The following is a 19,638-nucleotide window of genomic DNA, read 5'->3' on the forward strand; positions in this document are numbered from 1 at the left end:
GGGGTGTATGAAGATACGGTTTTATAATGCCAGAATCCTGACCATGGAGGATCCCCTTGAGGTGATTTGGGGGGAAGTCTGGATTTGTGATGATCGGATTGTGCATGCAGGGCCAGTTGAGGAATATGTTCAAGAGTCAAAAAGGGCAAAGAGTGCACGATGGGATCGGGAGATTGATGCAGAGGGGAATCTTATGATGCCGGGGTTTAAAAATGCGCACACCCACTCAGGCATGACTTTTTTGCGCTCTTATGCGGATGACCTTCCGCTGCTCGAATGGCTGAATCAAAAGGTGTTTCCTATGGAGGCGCTGATTACGGGGGATGATATCTATCTCCTGTCCAAGTTGGCGATCATGGAATATCTGACCAGCGGTATTACCTCCAACTTTGACATGTACCTGACTCCGGATACGATTTCAAAGGCGGCTGAGGACTGTGGGTACCGTACAGTAATCTGCGGGGCTGTAAATGATTTTACACAGTCCGTAGAGGAGTTGGGAGACTGGTATCAAAAGTACAACCAGCCGGGAAAGCTGGTGAGTTTTATGCTGGGTTTTCACGCGGAATATACTACTTCGAGGGAGATATTAGAGGGGATTGCGGATCTGGCAGTGCGGTTCAAAGCACCTGTGTATGCGCACAATTCTGAGAGCGCCGGTGAGGTAGCACAGTGTCTTGAGCTAAACGGCAGGACTCCCACGGCTTATCTGGACAGTCTGGGGCTGTTTGCATATGGCGGCGGCGGATTCCACTGCGTTCATATGACTCAGGAGGACCTGGAGATATTTCGGGATCGTAGGCTGTCAGCAATTACAAATCCATCGTCCAACCTAAAGCTGGCAAGTGGAATTGCGCCTATCAAGGCTATGATGGATATGGGAGTGAACATTGCAATAGGAACCGATGGACCGGCCAGCAACAATTGTCTGGATATGTTTCGGGAGATGTTTTTGACCACGGCACTGGCAAAGCTCAGAGAACAGGATGCTTCAGCAGTGGACGCAGGGAAAGTGCTGCGCATGGCTACTGCGGGAGGTGCAAGGGCTATGGGGTTGACGGACTGTGACGTGCTCGCCCCAGGGAAAAAGGCAGACATCATAATGGTGGATCTGCATCAGCCTAATATGCAGCCCATTCATGATATAGGGAAAAATATTGTGTACAGCGGGAGTAAGCAGAATGTGAAGATGACTATGGTCGATGGAAAAATCCTATATGAAGACGGGAAGTTTCACATTGGGCAAGACCCGGAAGAAATTTACTTCAGAGCAAATGAGATTGTGTCCAAAACGACCGGGTCATTTTCGGAAATGACCCGGTCGAAACGGTTAAAGTAGAGGGAGGGTGACAGAAAATGTGGCGCCGCCCCCAGGAGTATCCTCTAAAGTGATCCTCCCCCTATGCAATTTTACAATCTCTTTTGCAATACACAGCCCCAATCCAAAATGTTCCTTTGCTTTGTGCGCTTTGTCTGTTCTGTAGAATCGGTCGAAGACAAATTCTTTTTCTTCATCAGGTATACCAGGCCCGTTATCTGACACGCAAATGACTGCTTCGCTTCCTTTTACAGACAGGATGAGGTCTACTTTTCCTCCTGAAGGGGTGTAGCTGAACGCATTGTCAATTAGTATAGAGAACACCTGCGCAATCCTTTCCCCGTCACAGCAGCAGTCTGGAATGGTATTTTCCGGAAGTGTGACAATCAAGGACAGCCCCTTCTTTTTTGCCAACGCCTCATATTTTTCGTAGGTCTGCAGTACCAGAGTGTCCAATTCAAGCTGCTGGGGATGGATACTCCATGAGCCATTGTCCGCATTTGCCAGCTCGAGCATGTCATTGATCAGGTGCGACATGCGCTCCCCCTCGGAATGAATGACCTCTGCAAAGTTCTCCGCCTCCTTACGGGAGGCGATCTTCATAGCGGAGAGGCTTGTGAGCATGACTGTGAGGGGCGAGCGCAGTTCATGGGAAGCGGAGGCTATAAACTGCACCTGCCTCTTTCTGCTCTCCTCAATAGGATTGATCATACGCTTCGTAAAAAACAGGGAGAATATACCCAGGATCAAAACCGCTGTAATATCCACAAGGATAAAAAGAGTGCGTTGCTGCCGAATAGCGGTCTGCTCTGCCCTTAGTGAATAGAGGAGGAGTACAGATAGGTGCCCTTTGGCCTTCGGAATAAGAGCGGCACTTACATAGTAGTCTGTTCCATCGGCTCCATTTATGGAAAACTCCACATGACGGGACAGAATCCCCACAGCGGAGAAATCGGAAATATCCAAATCATATAAGTCCCTGGCTGTATTTTCAGCCTGAGTGAGAAGCTGGTCCGTATTCTCATCCCGATTTAAAGAACGAAACAGCAGAGGGGTGCCGTTGTCCCTGACATCAATCATAAATTGGTAACTGGCCTCCATTTCCAATATCCATTGATGGGTAAGCCTGGACTGGTTTTCCAGGTGGGACAGGATGGAACTCACATTGTTTATGAAAGTGGGATAGCTGCTCTTTTTGATGCCAGACTCGGCAATGTAAAGGCATACACAGGACATAGTGACCAGTATCAGGCTGGTAACCAGGGTACAGAAAAAAGTCATTTGAATATGAAGCCTTTTAAACATCAGAATCCTCCAAACGATATCCTACGCCGCGTACAGTCTTGATGGTCAGGGAGCTCTTCAGCCCTCTTAAATGCCTCCTGAGAAAATGGATATAATTATCCAGGTTGCCATCCTCCACTCCGGCATCCGGTCCCCATACCCTGGAGAGGATCGTCATTCTGGGAAGTGTCTGACCACTGTTTCGTAAAAAGAGTTCCATTAATTCCCCCTCACGTTTTGAGAGAGAACAGGTTTTATCCCTGTGTGAAAGCTTCTTTGACGCTGCATCATAGCTGATATCTCCAAAGGTGAGTATCTGATTGCTCTCCCATCTCTGGGGACGTCTGAATATGCATCGAATGCGGGCCAACAATTCCTCAAAGGCGAAAGGCTTTACAATATAGTCATCTGCGCCGCAGTCCAGTCCGCTGACCTTATCATGCAGTTCTCCCAGGGCAGTCACAAGAATGACAGGAGTAGAAATATTTTTTGCACGCATCCTTTTTAAAACCTGGAACCCGTCCAGAAGAGGAAGCATACGGTCCAGAAGCACCAGATCATGGGCCTGTTCCTCTATAAAATGAAGTCCATCCTCCCCGTCATGGCATACGTCCACCTCAAATCCCTCGTTTTTCAGCTGAAAAGCGAGCGAGTAACACAATTCTTCATTATCTTCAACTAATAATATTCGCATATTCTCAGTAACCCCTTACTCAAAATGTTTGCCATGGAATAGCTGCACGCATGTCTGCTGCAGTCTGTTTCATAAAGCAAAGTATAACATAGAAATCTTTAAATAATCTCTAAGAAATTTTGCTAATTTAGAGAAAACTTAGAGAATGGCATGCTATTCTTAACCTACAGTAAAAAAGATTTAGAGATGAGGAGGTCAATACATGAATGCATGGGTTAGAGAAATATTGGGGATTTCCCTGGTTGTGGTGCTGACCATAGGGTCCCTGGCAGGTTGCTCTGCTAACCAGGTGGACGATAATCAGGGAAATTCCGGAGGAGATAGCGCCGCAGATACGGCCATGGGCAGATTCCTGGAATCAGAGGTGGGTTTGCCAGAAGAGGTGGCAGTGCTCTTGGGGGTCTGTAAACTGGAGGATGGCAGCCTTCGCGTGGCAGGAAGAAATGAGAAACAGGAGAATGGTTTCTGGAGATCAAAGGACAACGGGGAAAACTGGGAAAAAGAAGCCGGATTACCCCAGGAACTGACAGAATCATATATCATAAATCTGGCTTTGTCACCCACAGGAACCAGTGCTGTAATTGTAATGGACGGTACAGGTCTTGATGATATGGCCTACAATACATACACACTGGATAAGGATCTGAAAGCCAACAAGCTGGAAGTAAAGCTGCCCGGATACGATATGTCTAAACAGGAAGGGGGAGCATCCGCCTCTCCGTCAGCCGCAGTAACCCTGGATGAAACGGAACAGGAATCAAAGAGACAGGGTGATACACAGCCTGAAAGCGAAACGCATGAAAGTGAGACAGAAACAAACAGCGGGGCAGAAGGGGAAGAGGGATCTTCCAGCAACGGAGCTGAAAATATTCTAAATGAGCTGAAAGAGATCCATATGACAGATGACGGACAGCTGTTGGGCGGAGACTACAATGGAAATGTTTATCTGATCAATCAGTCTACCGGAGAACTGGAGAAGACATTTGAGGGTAACGGAAGCACAACAGGATTTTATACCGCAGGCAACACCTTGATTATCGTGGGAGCGGAAAAAGTAGTCCAACTTTATGATATAGGCACAGGAGACCCTCTCTCCTCAGACCAGGTGCTGACGGACGAACTGTTCAAGACAAATGTTGAGAGCTTTGTAGCAGGAAACAAAGCGCTGCTGATGAAGACAGGGAACGAGGAGGATACGCTGTACTACTGTAATGATCAGGGGCTATTCCGTCACAAGATTAACGGGACGGTTTGTGAGCAGGTAATTGACGGGGAATTGACCTCCCTTGGAAGCCCCGGGACAGGTCTGATTGACATGACAGTGGTTTCCGACCAGGAATTTTTGGTTGCAGCGTCCACAAACAGCGGAAAGAACTATCAGCTATTGCGGTTTACCTATTCAAAGGACACCCCCACCAGACCAAGTAAGGAGCTTACTCTTTACACCCTGCAGGATAATATGGAAGTGCATCAGGCGATCTCCATGTTCCAGAAGGAAAATCCTGAATACTATATAGCAATGCAGGTTGGCATTACAGGGGAAGATGGTGTGACCGCCTCAGATGCCCTGCGTTCTTTAAACACAGATATTATGGCAGGAAAGGGGCCTGACATTATACTGCTGGATGGAATGCCTGTGGAGTCTTACCTGGAAAAAGGAATCCTGGCGGACATTACGGACATCATAGATGCCATACAGGGGCAGGATGGATTTTTCGGCAATATCGTAAACGCTTACTTAAAGGATAAGTCCTACTATGCAGTCCCCACCAGGTTCAGCATTCCCATGATAGAGTCCAGTCAGGAGGTTCTGGCTGCAGCATCGGATATGACGGCTTTGGCGGACAAAGCAGAGGAATTGAGAGAAAAGGATAAGGAGATAAAGGACATAATTACAATCGGAGACATACAGTCGCTGACAGAGAGACTTTACCAGTCCTATTCCCCGGCAATTGTGAAAGAAGACGGTACTTTAGATGAGCAGAAGGTCCAGGAATTTTTCACCCAGACAAAACGGATTTATGATACCGCGCAGAAGGAAGAGGAAGGAACAGAGTATGTAGTATCCATGAACTACAACAGCGCATATACAGATCTGGGAGGAGGTATCATGTCTCTGCTGGGAAAGAGTGCGCTGGTCAACATCGGGGATCTTGCCAGTATCAATAGTTTCATGAACGTTACCTCTGCGGATGAGGAGATGGGGAACACAGAATACGGCCTGTTGAGTCTGGCAGGTAAAAAGGTATTTGTCCCAAAGGGAAGTATAGGAATCAACAGTAAGAGCAGTAAAATCGAGGACGCGAAAAAGTTTGTCTCCTACCTGTTCGGAAAAGAGGCCCAGGGGATCAGCCAGGGCAGCGGCTTTCCGGTAAACAAGGCGGCATACGCAGAACTGTGCACTAATAAGACTGGAAAGGAAGAGGTGGGGGGCTTTGTCTCCTCGGACAATCTGACCGGGGTTACGATTGATCTGATGATTCGCTGGCCCAAAGAGGAACAATTTAACAAGCTCAATGATTTGATTCAGAGCCTGGATACCCCAATGGTGACAGACAGCGTAATCAGGGATACTGTGATGGAGCAGATGGCAGAGTGTATACAGGGCAATGTGACCCCGGAGCAGGCGACATCGTCGGTAATGCAGAAAATCAATCTTTACTTATCAGAATAAAGGCAGAGATATGAAAAAAAAGCAGTGTAAGAGAAGGGCGATGGCAGGACTTTTATTTATCCTGCCAAGCCTTTTAGGCGTATGTATCTTTCTTTTAATTCCATTTATAGATGTGGTGAGACGTTCCTTTACGGGGGCAGTCAGCGGCGCTTTTGTGGGGTTGGATAATTATATAAACATATTTCAGACACCTGCATTTTTGCTGGCAGGGAAGAATACTCTGCGCTTTACAGCGGTCTGTATTCCTATTCTTCTGTTTTTGTCTCTTTTTATTGCCGTTTTTCTACAGAAACAGAAGCGGTTTGGCAGGCTATTAAAAAGCACATTTTTGATTCCAATGGCCATACCGGTTGCAAGTGTGGTACTGCTCTGGCGGCTATTATTCCACGGAAACGGAATATTGAACGGCATTCTGGGGGGGCTTGGCGTCTCGGGCCAAAACTGGATGAATACGGATTATGCTTTCGGGATCTTGGTGTTCAGCTATGTGTGGAAAAATCTGGGATACGATATAGTGCTATGGGTGGCAGGGCTTTCAAGCATATCCCCGGACATTTACGAGGCAGCCAGAGTGGATGGGGCAGGCGAATGGAAATGTTTTACAAAGATTACCATGCCGAATCTGCTGCCCTCCCTCTATACCATTAGTGTATTGTCCTTTTTAAATTCTTTTAAGGTGTTTCGGGAGGCTTATCTGGTGGCAGGAGACTATCCACACGAGAGTATGTACATGATGCAGCACTTGTTTAATAACTGGTTTCGGGAACTGTCCCTTGACAAAATGGCAGCAGGAGCTGTGATCAATGCACTGATAATCTTTATATTGATCACGCTGCTTCAGAGGGCTTGGGAGAGAGGATAGCTCCCGCGTGAGCGGATAAGGAGTTGTATATAGTGAAGTATTACAGAAAATTTAAAAATACAGCGGGGTTGCTTTTTTTGGTAATTCCTGCCCTGATTGCGTGTTACCCGGTACTGTTTCTGCTGGCCGGATCACTTATGGGGGCCCAGGAATTAAAAGAAAATCTGGGGCCTGTACTCATGGGAACAAGCGGATACATGAAATGGGAGCTGCTGCCAATGTATCCTACACTAAGGCATTATGTACAGCTGCTTTTGGATTCCCCGGAGGTGTTTGTCATGTTCTGGAATTCGGTCAAAATGACCTTTGGGATACTGGCAGGTCAGCTTCTGGTGGGAGTGCCGGCAGCCTGGGGATTCGCAAAATTTTGTTTTCCGGGTAAAAAGCTGCTCTATACCATTTACATTATGCTGATGATGATGCCCTTCCAGGTGCTGATGCTCTCAGAGTATCTTGTACTGGATAAACTGCAGATGATTAACAGCCAGTGGGGAATCATATTGCCGGCTGCTTTTTCTACATTTCCGGTATTTATCATGTATCGGTTTTTTGAGAGCGTACCGGATGCAGTTATTGAGTCCGCTAAGCTGGACGGGGCAGGAAATATCCAGATTTTTCTAATGATAGGGCTGCCCTTGGGTTCAGCCGGGATTGTGTCTTCCATGGTACTGGGATTTCTGGAGTATTGGAATCTGATTGAGCAGCCGCTCACTTTTTTGAAGGATAAATCACTGTGGCCCATGTCACTGTTTCTGCCCAACATTGATTTGAGCCAGGCAGGTATGGCATTTGTCACCTCAGTTATGACTTTGGTTCCGTCCATATTTGTATTCCTGGCAGGGCAGGACTATCTGGAGCAGGGTATTGTGGCAGCAGCAGTAAAGGAGTAGATGAATATGAGGAAAAAGTTAATCGGTGCACTGGCGGGTTTTTTGGTAATCATGCTGGTATTTACCCTGTTGTCGCGGGCTGCGGACAGTATGGGGATTCCAAGGGTATCTACGGCTAAGCCGGGAAAGATGGTTATTGCCCATAGTGTAAGTGCTCAGGGGAAGGTTGTACAGAACCGGGAGCAGGCAGTCCACACAGAGGCAAACCAGCTAGTAAAAGCCATTTATGTTAATGATGGACAGCAGGTGGAGAAGGGAGATCTGCTCTTTGAACTGGATATGGAGGAACTGAAAGAGCAGATCCTGGCAGCGAAACAGGATCTGCAGATTAAGAAACTTCAGGTGGGGGACAGCAGCAGCGCAGCAGCGGTGAACGCCGGCCAAAAGTCTGGTGACCAGGGAAGGGCTTCCCAGGATTATCAGGATGCGGTGAATGAGGCCAATAATCAGGTGGAGGCAGCCAGAAAAAATTTGGAGGCAGCCAAGAAAGCCCTGAATGCGTTTGGAAGCGGGAAGGATTCCTCCGGGGGAAGTGATTCTGTGGAAAAGACACTTGAGGATACAGGCCGGCAAAAGCAGGCTGCGTACCAGAATGCGGTGAAAGAGCGGGAGGATATTGAGCGGCAGATAGAGGATGAAATTCAGAAAGTGCAAAACAACGCCAAGAAGGCGGCACAGACAGAGGCGGCGGAAACGGAAAGCGGTTTAGCTGAGGGCGCGGGGCTGACCGGCGCATCCGAGAAAGAGACGCAGAGTGCATTGGATAAACAGCTTAGCGAGACAGAAATTCGAAATAAATACCAGCCTGCGCTGGATGCGGCAGTGAAAAAAGAGGAGGAGACCAAGAAAGAGTGGGAGGAAGCCCAAAAAGCCTTAGAACAGTATCAGAGCAGCCAGGCGGAGCAGGCCGCATCCTCTGCCAAAGCCAGCAAGGCAGAGCTGAAGCAGAGGGTGGAGGAAGCCCAGCAGGCCTACGATCAGGCAGTGATTGCCAGCGGCAACAGCGTAAAGAGCGCAGCCAGAGCAGTGGAGGATGCCAATGAGCCCCAGGCCAGCGACAGCTCCGTACAGGTTGGGGAGATTGAAATTGAGCAAAAGGAACTGGAGCTTAAAAAGCTGAAGGAATTGGCTGACAAGCAGGGGCAGATTGTCTCGCCGGTAAAAGGAATTGTTACAAAGGTATCCATTACAACAGGGGACCGGACACCTGACGGAACCTGCATTTTGCTTGCTGACACAAGCTCCGGAAGCAAATTCATTGCACAGATCAGTACAGATCAGGAAGAGTATATTGGGAGAAATGATCCGGTAACTTTAAAGCCAAATGGAAACGGCAAAAAAGTGGAGGGACTCACTGTGGACGGAGTCCGTGCCAATGAGGAAAATAAGGATTTGCTGGATATAATTGTACAGCTGCCATCCGATGTGCTGGAAATCGGTACAGGAGCTGTCATGGAGGCAGTGAAAAAATCAGACCCCTATAACTGCTGTGTACCCCTTTCCTCTCTGTATGTGGATGGAAACCAGTATTATGTGCTGGTGACGGAGGAGATTTCCACAGTTCTGGGCACAGAGCTGACAGCCAGACGGGTAAATGTAAATGTATTGGATAAGAATACAGAGTATGCGGCTTTGGAGGAGGGTGGTATTACCACGGACCAAAATGTAATTGTGGGATCTGACCGGAGCCTGGAGGCGGACGCCAGAGTGCGCCTGGATGAGTCATGAAAAGGCTTGCAGGGAGGTGGCTCTGGCTCATTCCCGCAGCTCTGTGTGCAATATGTCTGTGGAAGGGGGCAGTTTACGCAGAGCGCTTGGGCGGTACTGGGAATTATACTCAGCTGGTTTTGAACACGCAGATGAGTTTCAACCAGGCCCGTGAACTTCTCCAACATGGGGAGGATGAGAAAGAGCCTATCTCCATGGTTTTCTGGCGGCAGGAGGAGGATGGCAGTGTACACACTCAGGAGTTGGGCAGAAGCGCGGAGGCGGATGTACTCACTGCTGCAGGGCAGATAGAAATTCTCTATGGAGAAAACAGTGTACTTGCAGAGGGGGATACAGAGGGATGCCTGCTCTCCAGTGACGTGGCACAGGAGTTGTTTGGAAATGTAAATGTTTTGGAAAACGAGGTATTTATAGATGGAGAAAAATACAGAATCAGGGGGGTATTAAAAAGTGTGGAAGACTTGGCTGTTGTGCGCGGGAAAGCAGGCAGCCAGGCTAATACAGTCCAGGACCAGGAGGACATGACGCACGGTTTTGACAGGGTAAAGGTGAGAAACCAGGGGGCAAAAAGTACAAAGGAAATGAAAAAACTTCTGGAGACCCGCTGTGGTGTGGAAGGGACTGTGCTGGACCTTCCGCTTCTTGGGAGAATTTCCCGGATAGCTGTCTGGATTCCTCCTTTGTTTATGTGCCTCCACTTTCTGGTCTGGCTTTTTGGTAATGCGAGAAACACAGAGAGGTTGAGAGAGAGGTTTTTTTGGAGGGGGTTCGCGGCAGTGTTCACTGTCCTGATTCTTTACCTGGCTGCTTCTCAGATCTCCATCCCTAAAGATATCGTACCATCCAGATGGTCGGACTTTGAATTTTTCAGTAACCTGGGGGACGAGATATCCCGGGCCATTTTCTTTCTGATGGACAGTCAGAAGACAGCCCCAGAGGTAATGTATTTTCATGCGTTTTTTCAGTCGTTGGTGTTTGTGGGAATCAGTATTGGCATGTATTTACTGACGTTTCTATGCCGGATTGTTTTTCGGAGAAACGATTATGACAGAATATGAAAATACGATCCATACCTATACCATTGTTTCAAAAGATAGGGATACCTATTATTTGAGAAAAGATCTTACCAAGGGAGTTTACCGGCTCTGTATGGATGTTTTTTATGAAAAAAAGCTTACAGAAGTGTGATATTCAGAATTAAGTAACAAATCATGCCGGGCTGATCTTTATATTTGAATTAGTATGAAATAGCCTGGTACCAGACGATGGAATGGCATACGGTAATCCATTCACGGTTGAGATACTGTAAACGGAAGGTGGACGAAAGAAGAGGAGATCCCCTCTATTATTGATGGCTGCTCACAAATTCTTTACCCTTCCTTCACAGTTTCTTAAAAACCACATCACTGGATGTTCACAGGTTTCCGGTAATATAATAATCAGGCAAGGGCCAATACCTTACTATAAGAATTCTTTTTCATAACTCGCCGGGACAGATGTCCCGGCTCTCCTTTTGTTACAGGCTAAACAGGAAATAACGAGAATATAAAAGTGATAGGTAGTTGTTGAGGAATGGAAAATATGGTAAATTAGATAAAGTAGTTATTATAATTACTGCACAGCATATTGGAGGCAGATTTATGAGAAAAAGAATAACCGTTTTGATGGCAGTACTCCTGATGGGATTATTTGGCTGTCAGCAGAAAGACAGCCAGCCCACAGAGGTGGAGATCGGTATGACGGCAATAGAGAATGAGCTTTACAGTGATGCTCTGGCATCCTTTGAAAAGGCTGCGGCAGCAGAGGAGGATTTGGTGGAGGCATACAGAGGCGAGGGTATGGCCTATATGGGATTGGGTCAGTATGAGGATGCGGTTAACTCCTTTCAAAAAGCTCTGGATGAGACCAGCGAGCGTCAAAAGGAAGCCCGAAAAGATATCTTCTACTATCAGGCTGCTGCGATGTACCGACTGGAAGATTTTGCGGGAACGGTAAGCGTGTGCAATGAGATTCTGAAGATTGCTCCTGAGGGGGATGCCTATTATCTGCGGGGGACCTGCTATCTGGAGCAGGGGGAAACGGAAAAGGCAAAGCTGGACTTTGACACAGCGGTCAAGGAAGAGCCAGAGGATTATGACCTGTATCTGAATATTTATGAAAGCTACCGTGAGAATAAACTATCCGCTCAGGGGGACGAATACTTACAGAAAGCCCTGGAAATAGAGAGCTCTGAGGAGGTGGATTCCTACCACAAGGCAAGGATTTATTATTATCTGGAGAACTATGAAGAGGCCCAGGCCCAGCTTACTGCTCTTGTGGAGGAGAAAAATGAGGATGCCCTGATCCTGATGGGCAGGGTTTACCAGGCTATGGAAGATTATCCACATGCCAAGAACATGTACGAGCAGTACATTGACCAATACGGGGAGACTCCGGAGGCGTACAATGGCATGGTTTTGGCTGATATTGCCCAGGAGGACTATGATACCGCCCTGGCAAACATTGAAAAGGGGCTGGCTTTGAGCCAGGAGAGGGGGAAGCAGGAGCTTTATTTTAACCAGATTGTGGCTTATGAGTACAGGGAGGATTTTGCCACAGCAAAGGCCAAGGCGCAGGAGTATGTGGAGCGGTATCCGGCGGATGAGATGGGGAAAAAAGAGCTTGCATTTTTGCAGAGCCGGTAGGCGATCCATAACCTAAAAGAAGACAATCAGGGATTCGAGGGGTTATAAGGAGTGACAAAATGAAAATAGAGCATATCGCAATGTACGTGAACGATTTAGAGGCTGCGAGAGAGTTTTTTGTCAAGTATCTCGACGCGGTATCAAACGATGGCTATTACAATAAAACTACGGGTTTCCGTTCCTATTTTTTATGCTTTGAAGAAGGAGCAAGGTTGGAAATCATGAAAAAACCCCAGATGGACGATTTCGAAAAAACACTGGCCCGAACAGGTTTTATTCATCTGGCTTTTGGCGTTGGAAGCGAGGAGAAGGTAGATCGCTTAACGAAAAGGATGAAAGAAGATGGATATACCGTTGTCAGCGGACCGAGAAGAACAGGCGACGGATACTATGAAAGCTGTATTGTTGGCATAGAGGGGAATCAAATAGAGTTAACTGTTTAGCGTATAGCAAGGACAGCCACCCATAAAAAACGGTTGGATAGACAGTGCGGGCTTATCATAGAATGCAGAAAGGGATATTTTTGTGAACAATACACATGAAAAGAAGCAAAAAAAACAAATATGCGTGGGCATCCTGGCCCACGTGGATGCCGGAAAGACTACTCTGTCTGAGGCTATGCTCTTCACAAGCGGAAGCATCCGTAAGCTGGGCAGGGTGGACAACCGGGATGCCTTTTTGGATACCTATGCCCTGGAGCGGTCCAGAGGGATTACCATCTTCTCAAAGCAGGCTGAGTTTGCCCTGCCCTTTACCCAGGTGACCCTGCTAGACACACCGGGGCATGTGGATTTTTCTGCTGAGATGGAGCGCACTCTGCAGGTATTGGACTATGCTGTGCTGGTGGTCAGCGGGGCGGACGGGGTGCAGGGACATACCCAGACTTTGTGGAGGCTGCTGGACCGGTACCAGATTCCGGTCTTTTTATTTGTCAATAAGATGGATCAGAGCGGCACAGACCGGGACGCTCTTCTCGCAGAACTAAAGACAAGGCTGGACGATAGCTGCATTGATTTTAGTTCGGAGCGTGGAGAGGCCTTTCAGGAGGAGATTGCCATGTGCGAGGAGGGGGTGCTGGGGCGTTTTCTGGAAACTGGCGAGGTAAAAGATGAGGAGATCAGCCGTTTGATTGCCCACAGAAAGGTCTTTCCCTGCTATTTTGGTTCTGCACTGAAGCTGAGCGGAGTGGAGCAGTTCATGGACGGGCTGGATGAGTTTACCTGTTCACCGGACTATGGGGCTGCCTTTGGCGCAAAGGTTTTTAAGATTGCCAGGGATGCCCAGGGAAACCGGCTTACTTACATGAAGATTACTGGCGGAAGCCTGAAGGTGAAAGCCACTCTGAAGGGCCGTGGTAAAGCGGAGGGGGTGCAGGCAGGCGAAGGTGATGGGGACTGGGAGGAGAAGGTAAACCAGATCCGCATCTATTCCGGGGAAAAGTACGAGACAGTCAGTGAAGCCCCTGCAGGCTGCATTTGCGCAGTCACGGGGCTTACAAAGACCAGACCGGGTGAGGGATTGGGTGAGGAGGAAGCCTCGGCTATGCCTGTCCTGGAGCCTGTACTTACCTATCAGATTGAGCTTCCGCAGGAAGTCAGCGCGTCATCCATGCTTCCCAAGCTGCGCCAGCTGGAGGAGGAGGAACCGGAGCTTCATATTATATGGGATGAGACTTTGCAGGAGATCCAGGCCCAGATCATGGGAGAAGTGCAGATTGAGGTGCTCAAGAGCTTGATTAAGGAGCGGTTTGGAGTGCTGGTGGAGTTTGGCTCCGGAAACATTGTGTATAAAGAAACCATTGCAGACCGGGTGGAGGGAGTTGGCCATTTTGAACCCCTGCGCCACTATGCGGAGGTGCATCTGCTTTTGGAACCCGGAGAGCCGGGCAGCGGAATGCAGTTTGCGGCACAGGTAAGCGAGGATGAGCTGGACCGGAACTGGCAGCGGCTGATCCTCACCCATCTGGAGGAAAAGGAGCACCGGGGGGTGCTCACGGGATCTGCTGTCACAGATATGAGGATTACCCTGACTGCCGGAAGGGCACACAAAAAGCATACGGAGGGCGGCGATTTCCGTCAGGCCACTTACCGGGCAGTGCGCCAGGGGCTGATGCAGGCAAAGAGCGTGCTTCTGGAGCCCTGCTACGATTTCTGTCTGGAGGTTCCGGAGAAAATGATCGGGCGGGCCATGTCTGATCTGGAAAAGATGAATGCAGCATTTGAGCTGCCGCAGACAGAGGGGGACATGGCGGTCCTGACGGGAAGCGTTCCAGTTGCGGCTGTGCGGGACTATCAAAAAGAGGTGACTGCCTACACTAAGGGCAGGGGAAGATTATTTTGTACGTTCCAGGGCTATGTTCCCTGCAAAAATCAGGAAGAAATCGTCAATCGGCTTGGATATGATCCGGAGAGGGATCTGGAGAACCCCACAGGCTCTGTGTTCTGCGCCCATGGGGCAGGGTTTATTGTGAGCTGGGACAAAGTGCGGGAGTATATGCATCTGGAGAGCTGCCTGGAACCGGAGCGCAGGGAGGAGGAGAAGGCATGGCTGCCGTCCTCCGCATCCGGGGAAGCACAGGAGCACTGGATTGACACCGAGGAGATTGACAAGATTCTCTCAAAGACCTTCTATTCCAATAAAAAGGAAGGGTCTGGAAACAACAAGTGGTCCGGCAAACGCAAATCTCAGCCATACATCGCGCCGATAACAAAAAGCTTTAAAAAGCAGGAGCGCCTGGAGGAGTATCTGCTTGTGGATGGCTATAATATCATTTACGCCTGGGAAAATTTAAGGGAGCTGGCCAAGGTCAGCATTGACGGAGCCAGAGGCAAGCTGCTTGACATCCTGTGCAATTACCAGGCCGTCAAAAAGTGCAGTCTGATTGTGGTGTTTGATGCCTACCGGGTGCAGGGGCACAGGACGGAGACCATGGATTACCACAATATCCATGTGGTGTTTACAAAGGAGGCGGAGACAGCGGATCAGTATATTGAGAAGTTTGCCCATGACAACAGGGGAAGGTATGATGTGACCGTGGCTACCTCCGATGGATTGGAGCAGATCATCATACGTGGACAGGGATGTGCCCTGCTCTCTGCAAAGGACCTGCAAGCGGCAGTGGATGAGGTCAGCGCAAAGCTGAGGGAGGAGTATATAGAGGAACAGAAACCGGGTAAGAATTATCCCCTGAAGGATGCCTTGCGTGAGGTGAAGGAGGAAATTCAGGAATGAGGAATCGTTAGAAATAGCCTATATATGATCCCGAAAAGTGTGGTATACTGCACTTAGACTGTCATGGAACATGCGGGAGCCACTTTCGCTGCAGGCAGAGTAAGAAAATGGAATGCAGCCAACTGACTGCAAATATGATTGAGCAGGAGATACAAAATGCAGGCAAATGATTTGGAAAAGATAGAGGAACGGGTAATTCTGGTGGGAGTCAGCCTTCAAGATGGGGATGACACAGAGGAATCCTTAAAAGAGCTGGAAGAGCTGGTGTCCACAGCCGGAGCGTCAGCGGTGGGAACCCTGATCCAAAACCGGGAGCAGCCCCACCCGGGCACATATATCGGCAAAGGAAAAATCGAGGAATTGCAGGCCTTGGTCAGGCATCTGGGCGCGGACGGGGTGGTCTGCGACGATGAGCTGAGTCCAGCGCAGCTGAGGGGATTGGAACAAGAGCTGGAGGTAAAGGTCATGGACAGGACCCTGGTGATACTGGATATCTTCGCGGCCAGGGCCTCCACCAGCGAGGGCAAGATCCAGGTGGAGCTGGCCCAGCTGAAGTACCGTCTGGCGAGGCTGGTGGGGCTTAGGGACTCACTGTCCCGCCTGGGAGGGGGAATCGGAACCAGAGGTCCCGGAGAGAAAAAGCTGGAGATGGACCGCCGTCTGATAAAAAGCCGGATCGCCCAGCTGAACAGGGAGCTGGAGGATGTAAAGCGGCACAGGGAGGTAGTGCGGCAGAAGCGCAGCAAAAGCCATGCGCCTGTGGCAGCCATTGTGGGATATACCAACGCCGGAAAATCCACACTCCTGAATAAGCTCACTGATGCAGGGGTGCTTCAGGAGGATAAGCTGTTTGCCACCCTGGACCCCACCACCAGATGCCTGGAACTGGAGGGGGGAGCACAGATTCTGCTCACCGATACGGTTGGATTTATCCGCAAGCTGCCCCACCACCTCATTGAGGCTTTCCGCAGCACTCTGGAAGAGGCAAAATATGCGGATGTGATTCTGCACGTGGTGGATGCCGCTTCTGCGCAGATGGAGCAGCAGATGTTTGTGGTATATGATACACTGGCAAATCTGGGTGTGACAGATAAGACAGTGGTGACGCTGTTTAACAAACAGGATAAGATTTTAGAAAAAGAGACATTACGTGACTTTAAGGCTGACTACACACTGGAAATTTCTGCCAAAACGGGTGAGGGCCTGAACGCCTTGAAAATGGTTTTGGAGAAAATACTGCAGGATAAAAATATTTTAATTGAGCGGGTTTACCCCTATGACAAAGCGGGCCTGATCCAGCTAATTCGCAGGCATGGACAGCTTTTGGAGGAGGAGTACAGGCCGGAAGGAATCTATGTAAAAGCCTTTGTGCCAATGGAAATTTATTCCAATGTTGCATTTTAATATGTCGGTTTAACTGACAAAAAGCACTATATGTTGTGTGATATGTTATAATATGTTCATACATATAGTGTTTTTTGGCGTTGACTCCATTCCTAATATTTGGTACAATGATATCACTGTTATTGTTCACTCAGGTCTGAGCATTTACTGCTCAGACCGTGAAAAAATGATTCAAGGGTGCATAAATCCCATCGCCGCAGGCGATTTTGCATGGATTTATGCATGTTACTGTGAACGTGTGAACAGTAATGTATCACTCGGGGCGGTCGGGCTGGGGAGCCCGGCCGATAAAATTGCCCTGCCATGAAAATAAGGGTATGGAAAAACGGCCTGTAAAACAGCCGAAGACGATAAGTAAACAGCCGCCGGAGAATGGTGTGTGGAAGGAGAATGCAGATGTTTAAGGTAGTAAAACGAGACGGAGAGGTAGCTGATTTTGATTTAGTAAAAATCAATGAGGCCATAGCCAAGGCTTTTGACGCAACGCAAATGCAGTACAATGAGGATATGACGAGCCTTTTGGGACTGCGTGTGACTGCGGACTTTCAGAGCAAGATCAAGGACAATCTGATTGATGTGGAGAGCATTCAGGACAGCGTGGAGCATGTGCTGGTGCAGGCGGGATACGCGGAAGTGGCAAAGGCCTATATTCTCTACCGCAAGCAGCGGGAGAAGATCCGCAATATGAAGTCTACGATTCTGGACTATAAGGACATTGTGAACAGCTATGTGAAGGTGGAGGACTGGAGGGTAAAAGAGAACTCAACCGTCACCTACTCTGTGGGAGGACTGATTCTGAGCAATTCCGGTGCTGTGACGGCAAACTATTGGCTTTCTGAGATCTATGACGAGGAGATTGCGGACGCTCACAGAAATGCAGATATCCACATTCATGATTTGTCCATGCTCACCGGATACTGCGCGGGATGGTCTTTAAAGCAGCTCATCACAGAGGGACTGGGTGGAATCAAGGGAAAGATTACCTCAGCTCCTGCCAAGCATTTGTCAGTGCTCTGTAACCAGATGGTAAACTTTTTAGGAATCATGCAGAACGAATGGGCAGGGGCCCAGGCATTTTCCTCCTTTGACACCTATCTGGCGCCTTTTGTTAAGGCAGACAACCTGAGCTACCGTGAGGTAAAGAAGTGTATTGAGTCCTTTATCTACGGGGTAAACACACCCAGCCGCTGGGGAACCCAGGCGCCCTTCTCCAATATCACACTTGACTGGACTGTACCCGATGACTTGGCGGAACTACAAGCCATCGTAGGCGGAAAGCCCATGGATTTCTGTTACAAGGACTGCAAAAAAGAGATGGATATGGTAAACAAGGCATTTATTGAGACCATGATTGAGGGGGATGCCAATGGAAGGGGATTCCAGTATCCTATTCCCACATACTCCATCACTAAGGACTTTGACTGGTCCGATACAGAGAACAACCGTCTTCTCTTTGAGATGACCTCCAAATACGGGACGCCATATTTCTCCAATTATATTAATAGTGACATGCAGCCCAGCGATGTGCGCAGCATGTGCTGCCGTCTACGCCTGGATCTTAGGGAACTGAGGAAAAAGACAGGGGGATTCTTCGGCTCTGGTGAGAGCACCGGAAGCGTGGGTGTAGTGACCATCAATATGCCCAGAATTGCCTACCTCTCCAGAAATGAGAAGGATTTTTACAAGAGACTGGACCACATGATGGATGTTTCCGCCAGATCTTTGAAAATTAAGCGGGATGTGATCAGCAAGCTGCTGGATGAGGGCCTGTACCCCTATACAAAGAGATATCTGGGCAGCTTTGAAAACCATTTCTCAACCATTGGCCTGATCGGAATGAATGAGGTGGGACTGAACGCTGTATGGCTGGGAGAGAATCTGACGGATGAGAAAACCCAGAAGTTTACCGTGGATGTGCTCAATCACATGAGAGAGCGCCTGGTAGAGTATCAGGAAGAGTACGGAGACTTGTACAATCTGGAGGCAACACCTGCGGAATCCACCACCTACCGCTTGGCTAAGCATGACAGAGAGCGCTGGCCCCAGATTCAGACGGCCGGAAAAGAGGGGGATACGCCCTACTATACAAACAGCTCCCACCTGCCAGTGGAGTTTACAGCGGACATCTTTGACGCTTTAGACATTCAAGATGAGCTGCAGACTCTGTACACTTCAGGTACGGTATTCCACGCATTTCTGGGCGAGAAGCTGCCTGATTGGAAGGCAGCGGCCAGCCTGGTGAAGAAAATCGCTGACAATTACAGACTGCCCTACTATACGCTCTCACCCACCTATTCCGTGTGCAGTACCCATGGATATATCGCGGGAGAGCACTTCACTTGTCCTCACTGCGGAGAACCGGCAGAGGTATACAGCCGCATTACGGGCTACTACCGTCCGGTCCAGAACTGGAACGACGGAAAGACTCAGGAGTACAAAAACCGTCAGCTTTACGATATCGGCCGCTCCACTCTGAAGAAGGTGCACAGCAGCATTGTGACAGTATCCAAGGACGATGTGGACATCAAGCCGGTGAGTGGTAAGAAGTACCTATTTACCACAAAGACCTGCCCCAACTGCAAGATTGCCAGAGAGATGCTCAAAGATGAGTCCTACAAGCTGATCGACGCGGAGGAGAACCAGGAACTTGCCCGTAAATACGGAATCATGCAGGCACCTACTCTTGTGGTAGTGGAAGAGGGGCACGCGAAAAAATATGTAAATGCTTCCAATATAAAACGGTATGTGGAGCAGTATAACAGATAAGAATAAAATAGAAAATACACAGCAGAGGCTGTCGCACGGAGAAATATAGGTGCGGCAGCCTTTTTTATATCATAGGAAAGCCCTTCGGAATTCCCTATGATAT

The 19,638-nt window shown here is 48.8% G+C and carries 14 protein-coding genes; 12 read left to right on the forward strand and 2 right to left on the reverse strand.

What is annotated here, in order from left to right; genetic code table 11:
* Positions 1–7 precede the first annotated feature (7 nt).
* Entirely contained in the window at positions 8–1,339 is a 1,332-nt protein-coding gene (locus tag AC0THY_RS05015) for an amidohydrolase (RefSeq protein ID WP_489993363.1), read from the forward strand.
* On the opposite strand, the gene AC0THY_RS05020 is transcribed toward AC0THY_RS05015, so the two are convergent.
* Entirely contained in the window at positions 1,331–2,623 is a 1,293-nt protein-coding gene (locus AC0THY_RS05020; protein WP_489993364.1) for a sensor histidine kinase, read from the reverse strand. The two genes, AC0THY_RS05015 and AC0THY_RS05020, sit on opposite strands and share 9 nt — an antisense overlap.
* Positions 2,616–3,296 carry a response regulator transcription factor gene (locus tag AC0THY_RS05025; protein ID WP_489993365.1) on the reverse strand — a complete coding sequence of 227 codons (681 nt, stop codon included), beginning with the start codon at positions 3,294–3,296 and terminating at the stop codon, positions 2,616–2,618. Before AC0THY_RS05025 ends, AC0THY_RS05020 begins: the two co-directional genes overlap by 8 nt.
* A gap of 202 nt (positions 3,297–3,498) precedes the next feature.
* Between AC0THY_RS05025 and AC0THY_RS05030 the strand changes: the two genes are divergently transcribed.
* From AC0THY_RS05030 to AC0THY_RS05080, 11 genes are all read left to right on the forward strand, one after another.
* Entirely contained in the window at positions 3,499–5,970 is a 2,472-nt protein-coding gene (locus tag AC0THY_RS05030) for an ABC transporter substrate-binding protein (RefSeq protein ID WP_489993366.1), read from the forward strand.
* A 40-nt stretch (positions 5,971–6,010) separates the two neighbouring features.
* On the forward strand, positions 6,011–6,832 hold the full coding sequence (locus tag AC0THY_RS05035; RefSeq protein ID WP_489993367.1) for a carbohydrate ABC transporter permease: 822 nt from the start codon (positions 6,011–6,013) through the stop codon (positions 6,830–6,832).
* Between the two features lie 32 nt (positions 6,833–6,864).
* Positions 6,865–7,722, forward strand: coding sequence for a carbohydrate ABC transporter permease (locus tag AC0THY_RS05040; protein WP_489993368.1), 858 nt, complete (start codon positions 6,865–6,867; stop codon positions 7,720–7,722).
* A gap of 6 nt (positions 7,723–7,728) precedes the next feature.
* Entirely contained in the window at positions 7,729–9,450 is a 1,722-nt protein-coding gene (locus tag AC0THY_RS05045) for a hypothetical protein (RefSeq protein ID WP_489993369.1), read from the forward strand.
* Positions 9,447–10,508 (forward strand): ABC transporter permease, encoded by a 1,062-nt coding sequence (locus AC0THY_RS05050; protein ID WP_489993370.1) that lies wholly within the window; start codon positions 9,447–9,449, stop codon positions 10,506–10,508. The genes AC0THY_RS05045 and AC0THY_RS05050 overlap by 4 nt, the downstream gene beginning before the upstream one ends.
* Complete coding sequence (locus tag AC0THY_RS05055) at positions 10,495–10,638, forward strand: hypothetical protein (protein ID WP_489993371.1); 144 nt, start codon at positions 10,495–10,497, stop codon at positions 10,636–10,638. Before AC0THY_RS05050 ends, AC0THY_RS05055 begins: the two co-directional genes overlap by 14 nt.
* A gap of 452 nt (positions 10,639–11,090) precedes the next feature.
* Entirely contained in the window at positions 11,091–12,134 is a 1,044-nt protein-coding gene (locus tag AC0THY_RS05060) for a tetratricopeptide repeat protein (protein WP_489993372.1), read from the forward strand.
* 59 nt (positions 12,135–12,193) lie between these two features.
* Positions 12,194–12,577 carry a VOC family protein gene (locus tag AC0THY_RS05065; RefSeq protein ID WP_489993373.1) on the forward strand — a complete coding sequence of 128 codons (384 nt, stop codon included), beginning with the start codon at positions 12,194–12,196 and terminating at the stop codon, positions 12,575–12,577.
* A gap of 82 nt (positions 12,578–12,659) precedes the next feature.
* Positions 12,660–15,365 (forward strand): NYN domain-containing protein, encoded by a 2,706-nt coding sequence (locus AC0THY_RS05070; RefSeq protein ID WP_489993374.1) that lies wholly within the window; start codon positions 12,660–12,662, stop codon positions 15,363–15,365.
* Positions 15,366–15,521: 156 nt separating this feature from the next.
* Positions 15,522–16,769, forward strand: a complete 1,248-nt coding sequence (hflX, locus tag AC0THY_RS05075; protein ID WP_489993375.1) for a GTPase HflX — start codon at positions 15,522–15,524, stop codon at positions 16,767–16,769.
* Positions 16,770–17,165: 396 nt separating this feature from the next.
* Positions 17,166–19,535 (forward strand): ribonucleoside triphosphate reductase, encoded by a 2,370-nt coding sequence (locus AC0THY_RS05080; protein WP_489993376.1) that lies wholly within the window; start codon positions 17,166–17,168, stop codon positions 19,533–19,535.
* The last annotated feature ends 103 nt before the right edge of the window (positions 19,536–19,638 follow it).

This window comes from Ruminococcus sp. 8Y-12 (assembly GCF_058119865.1).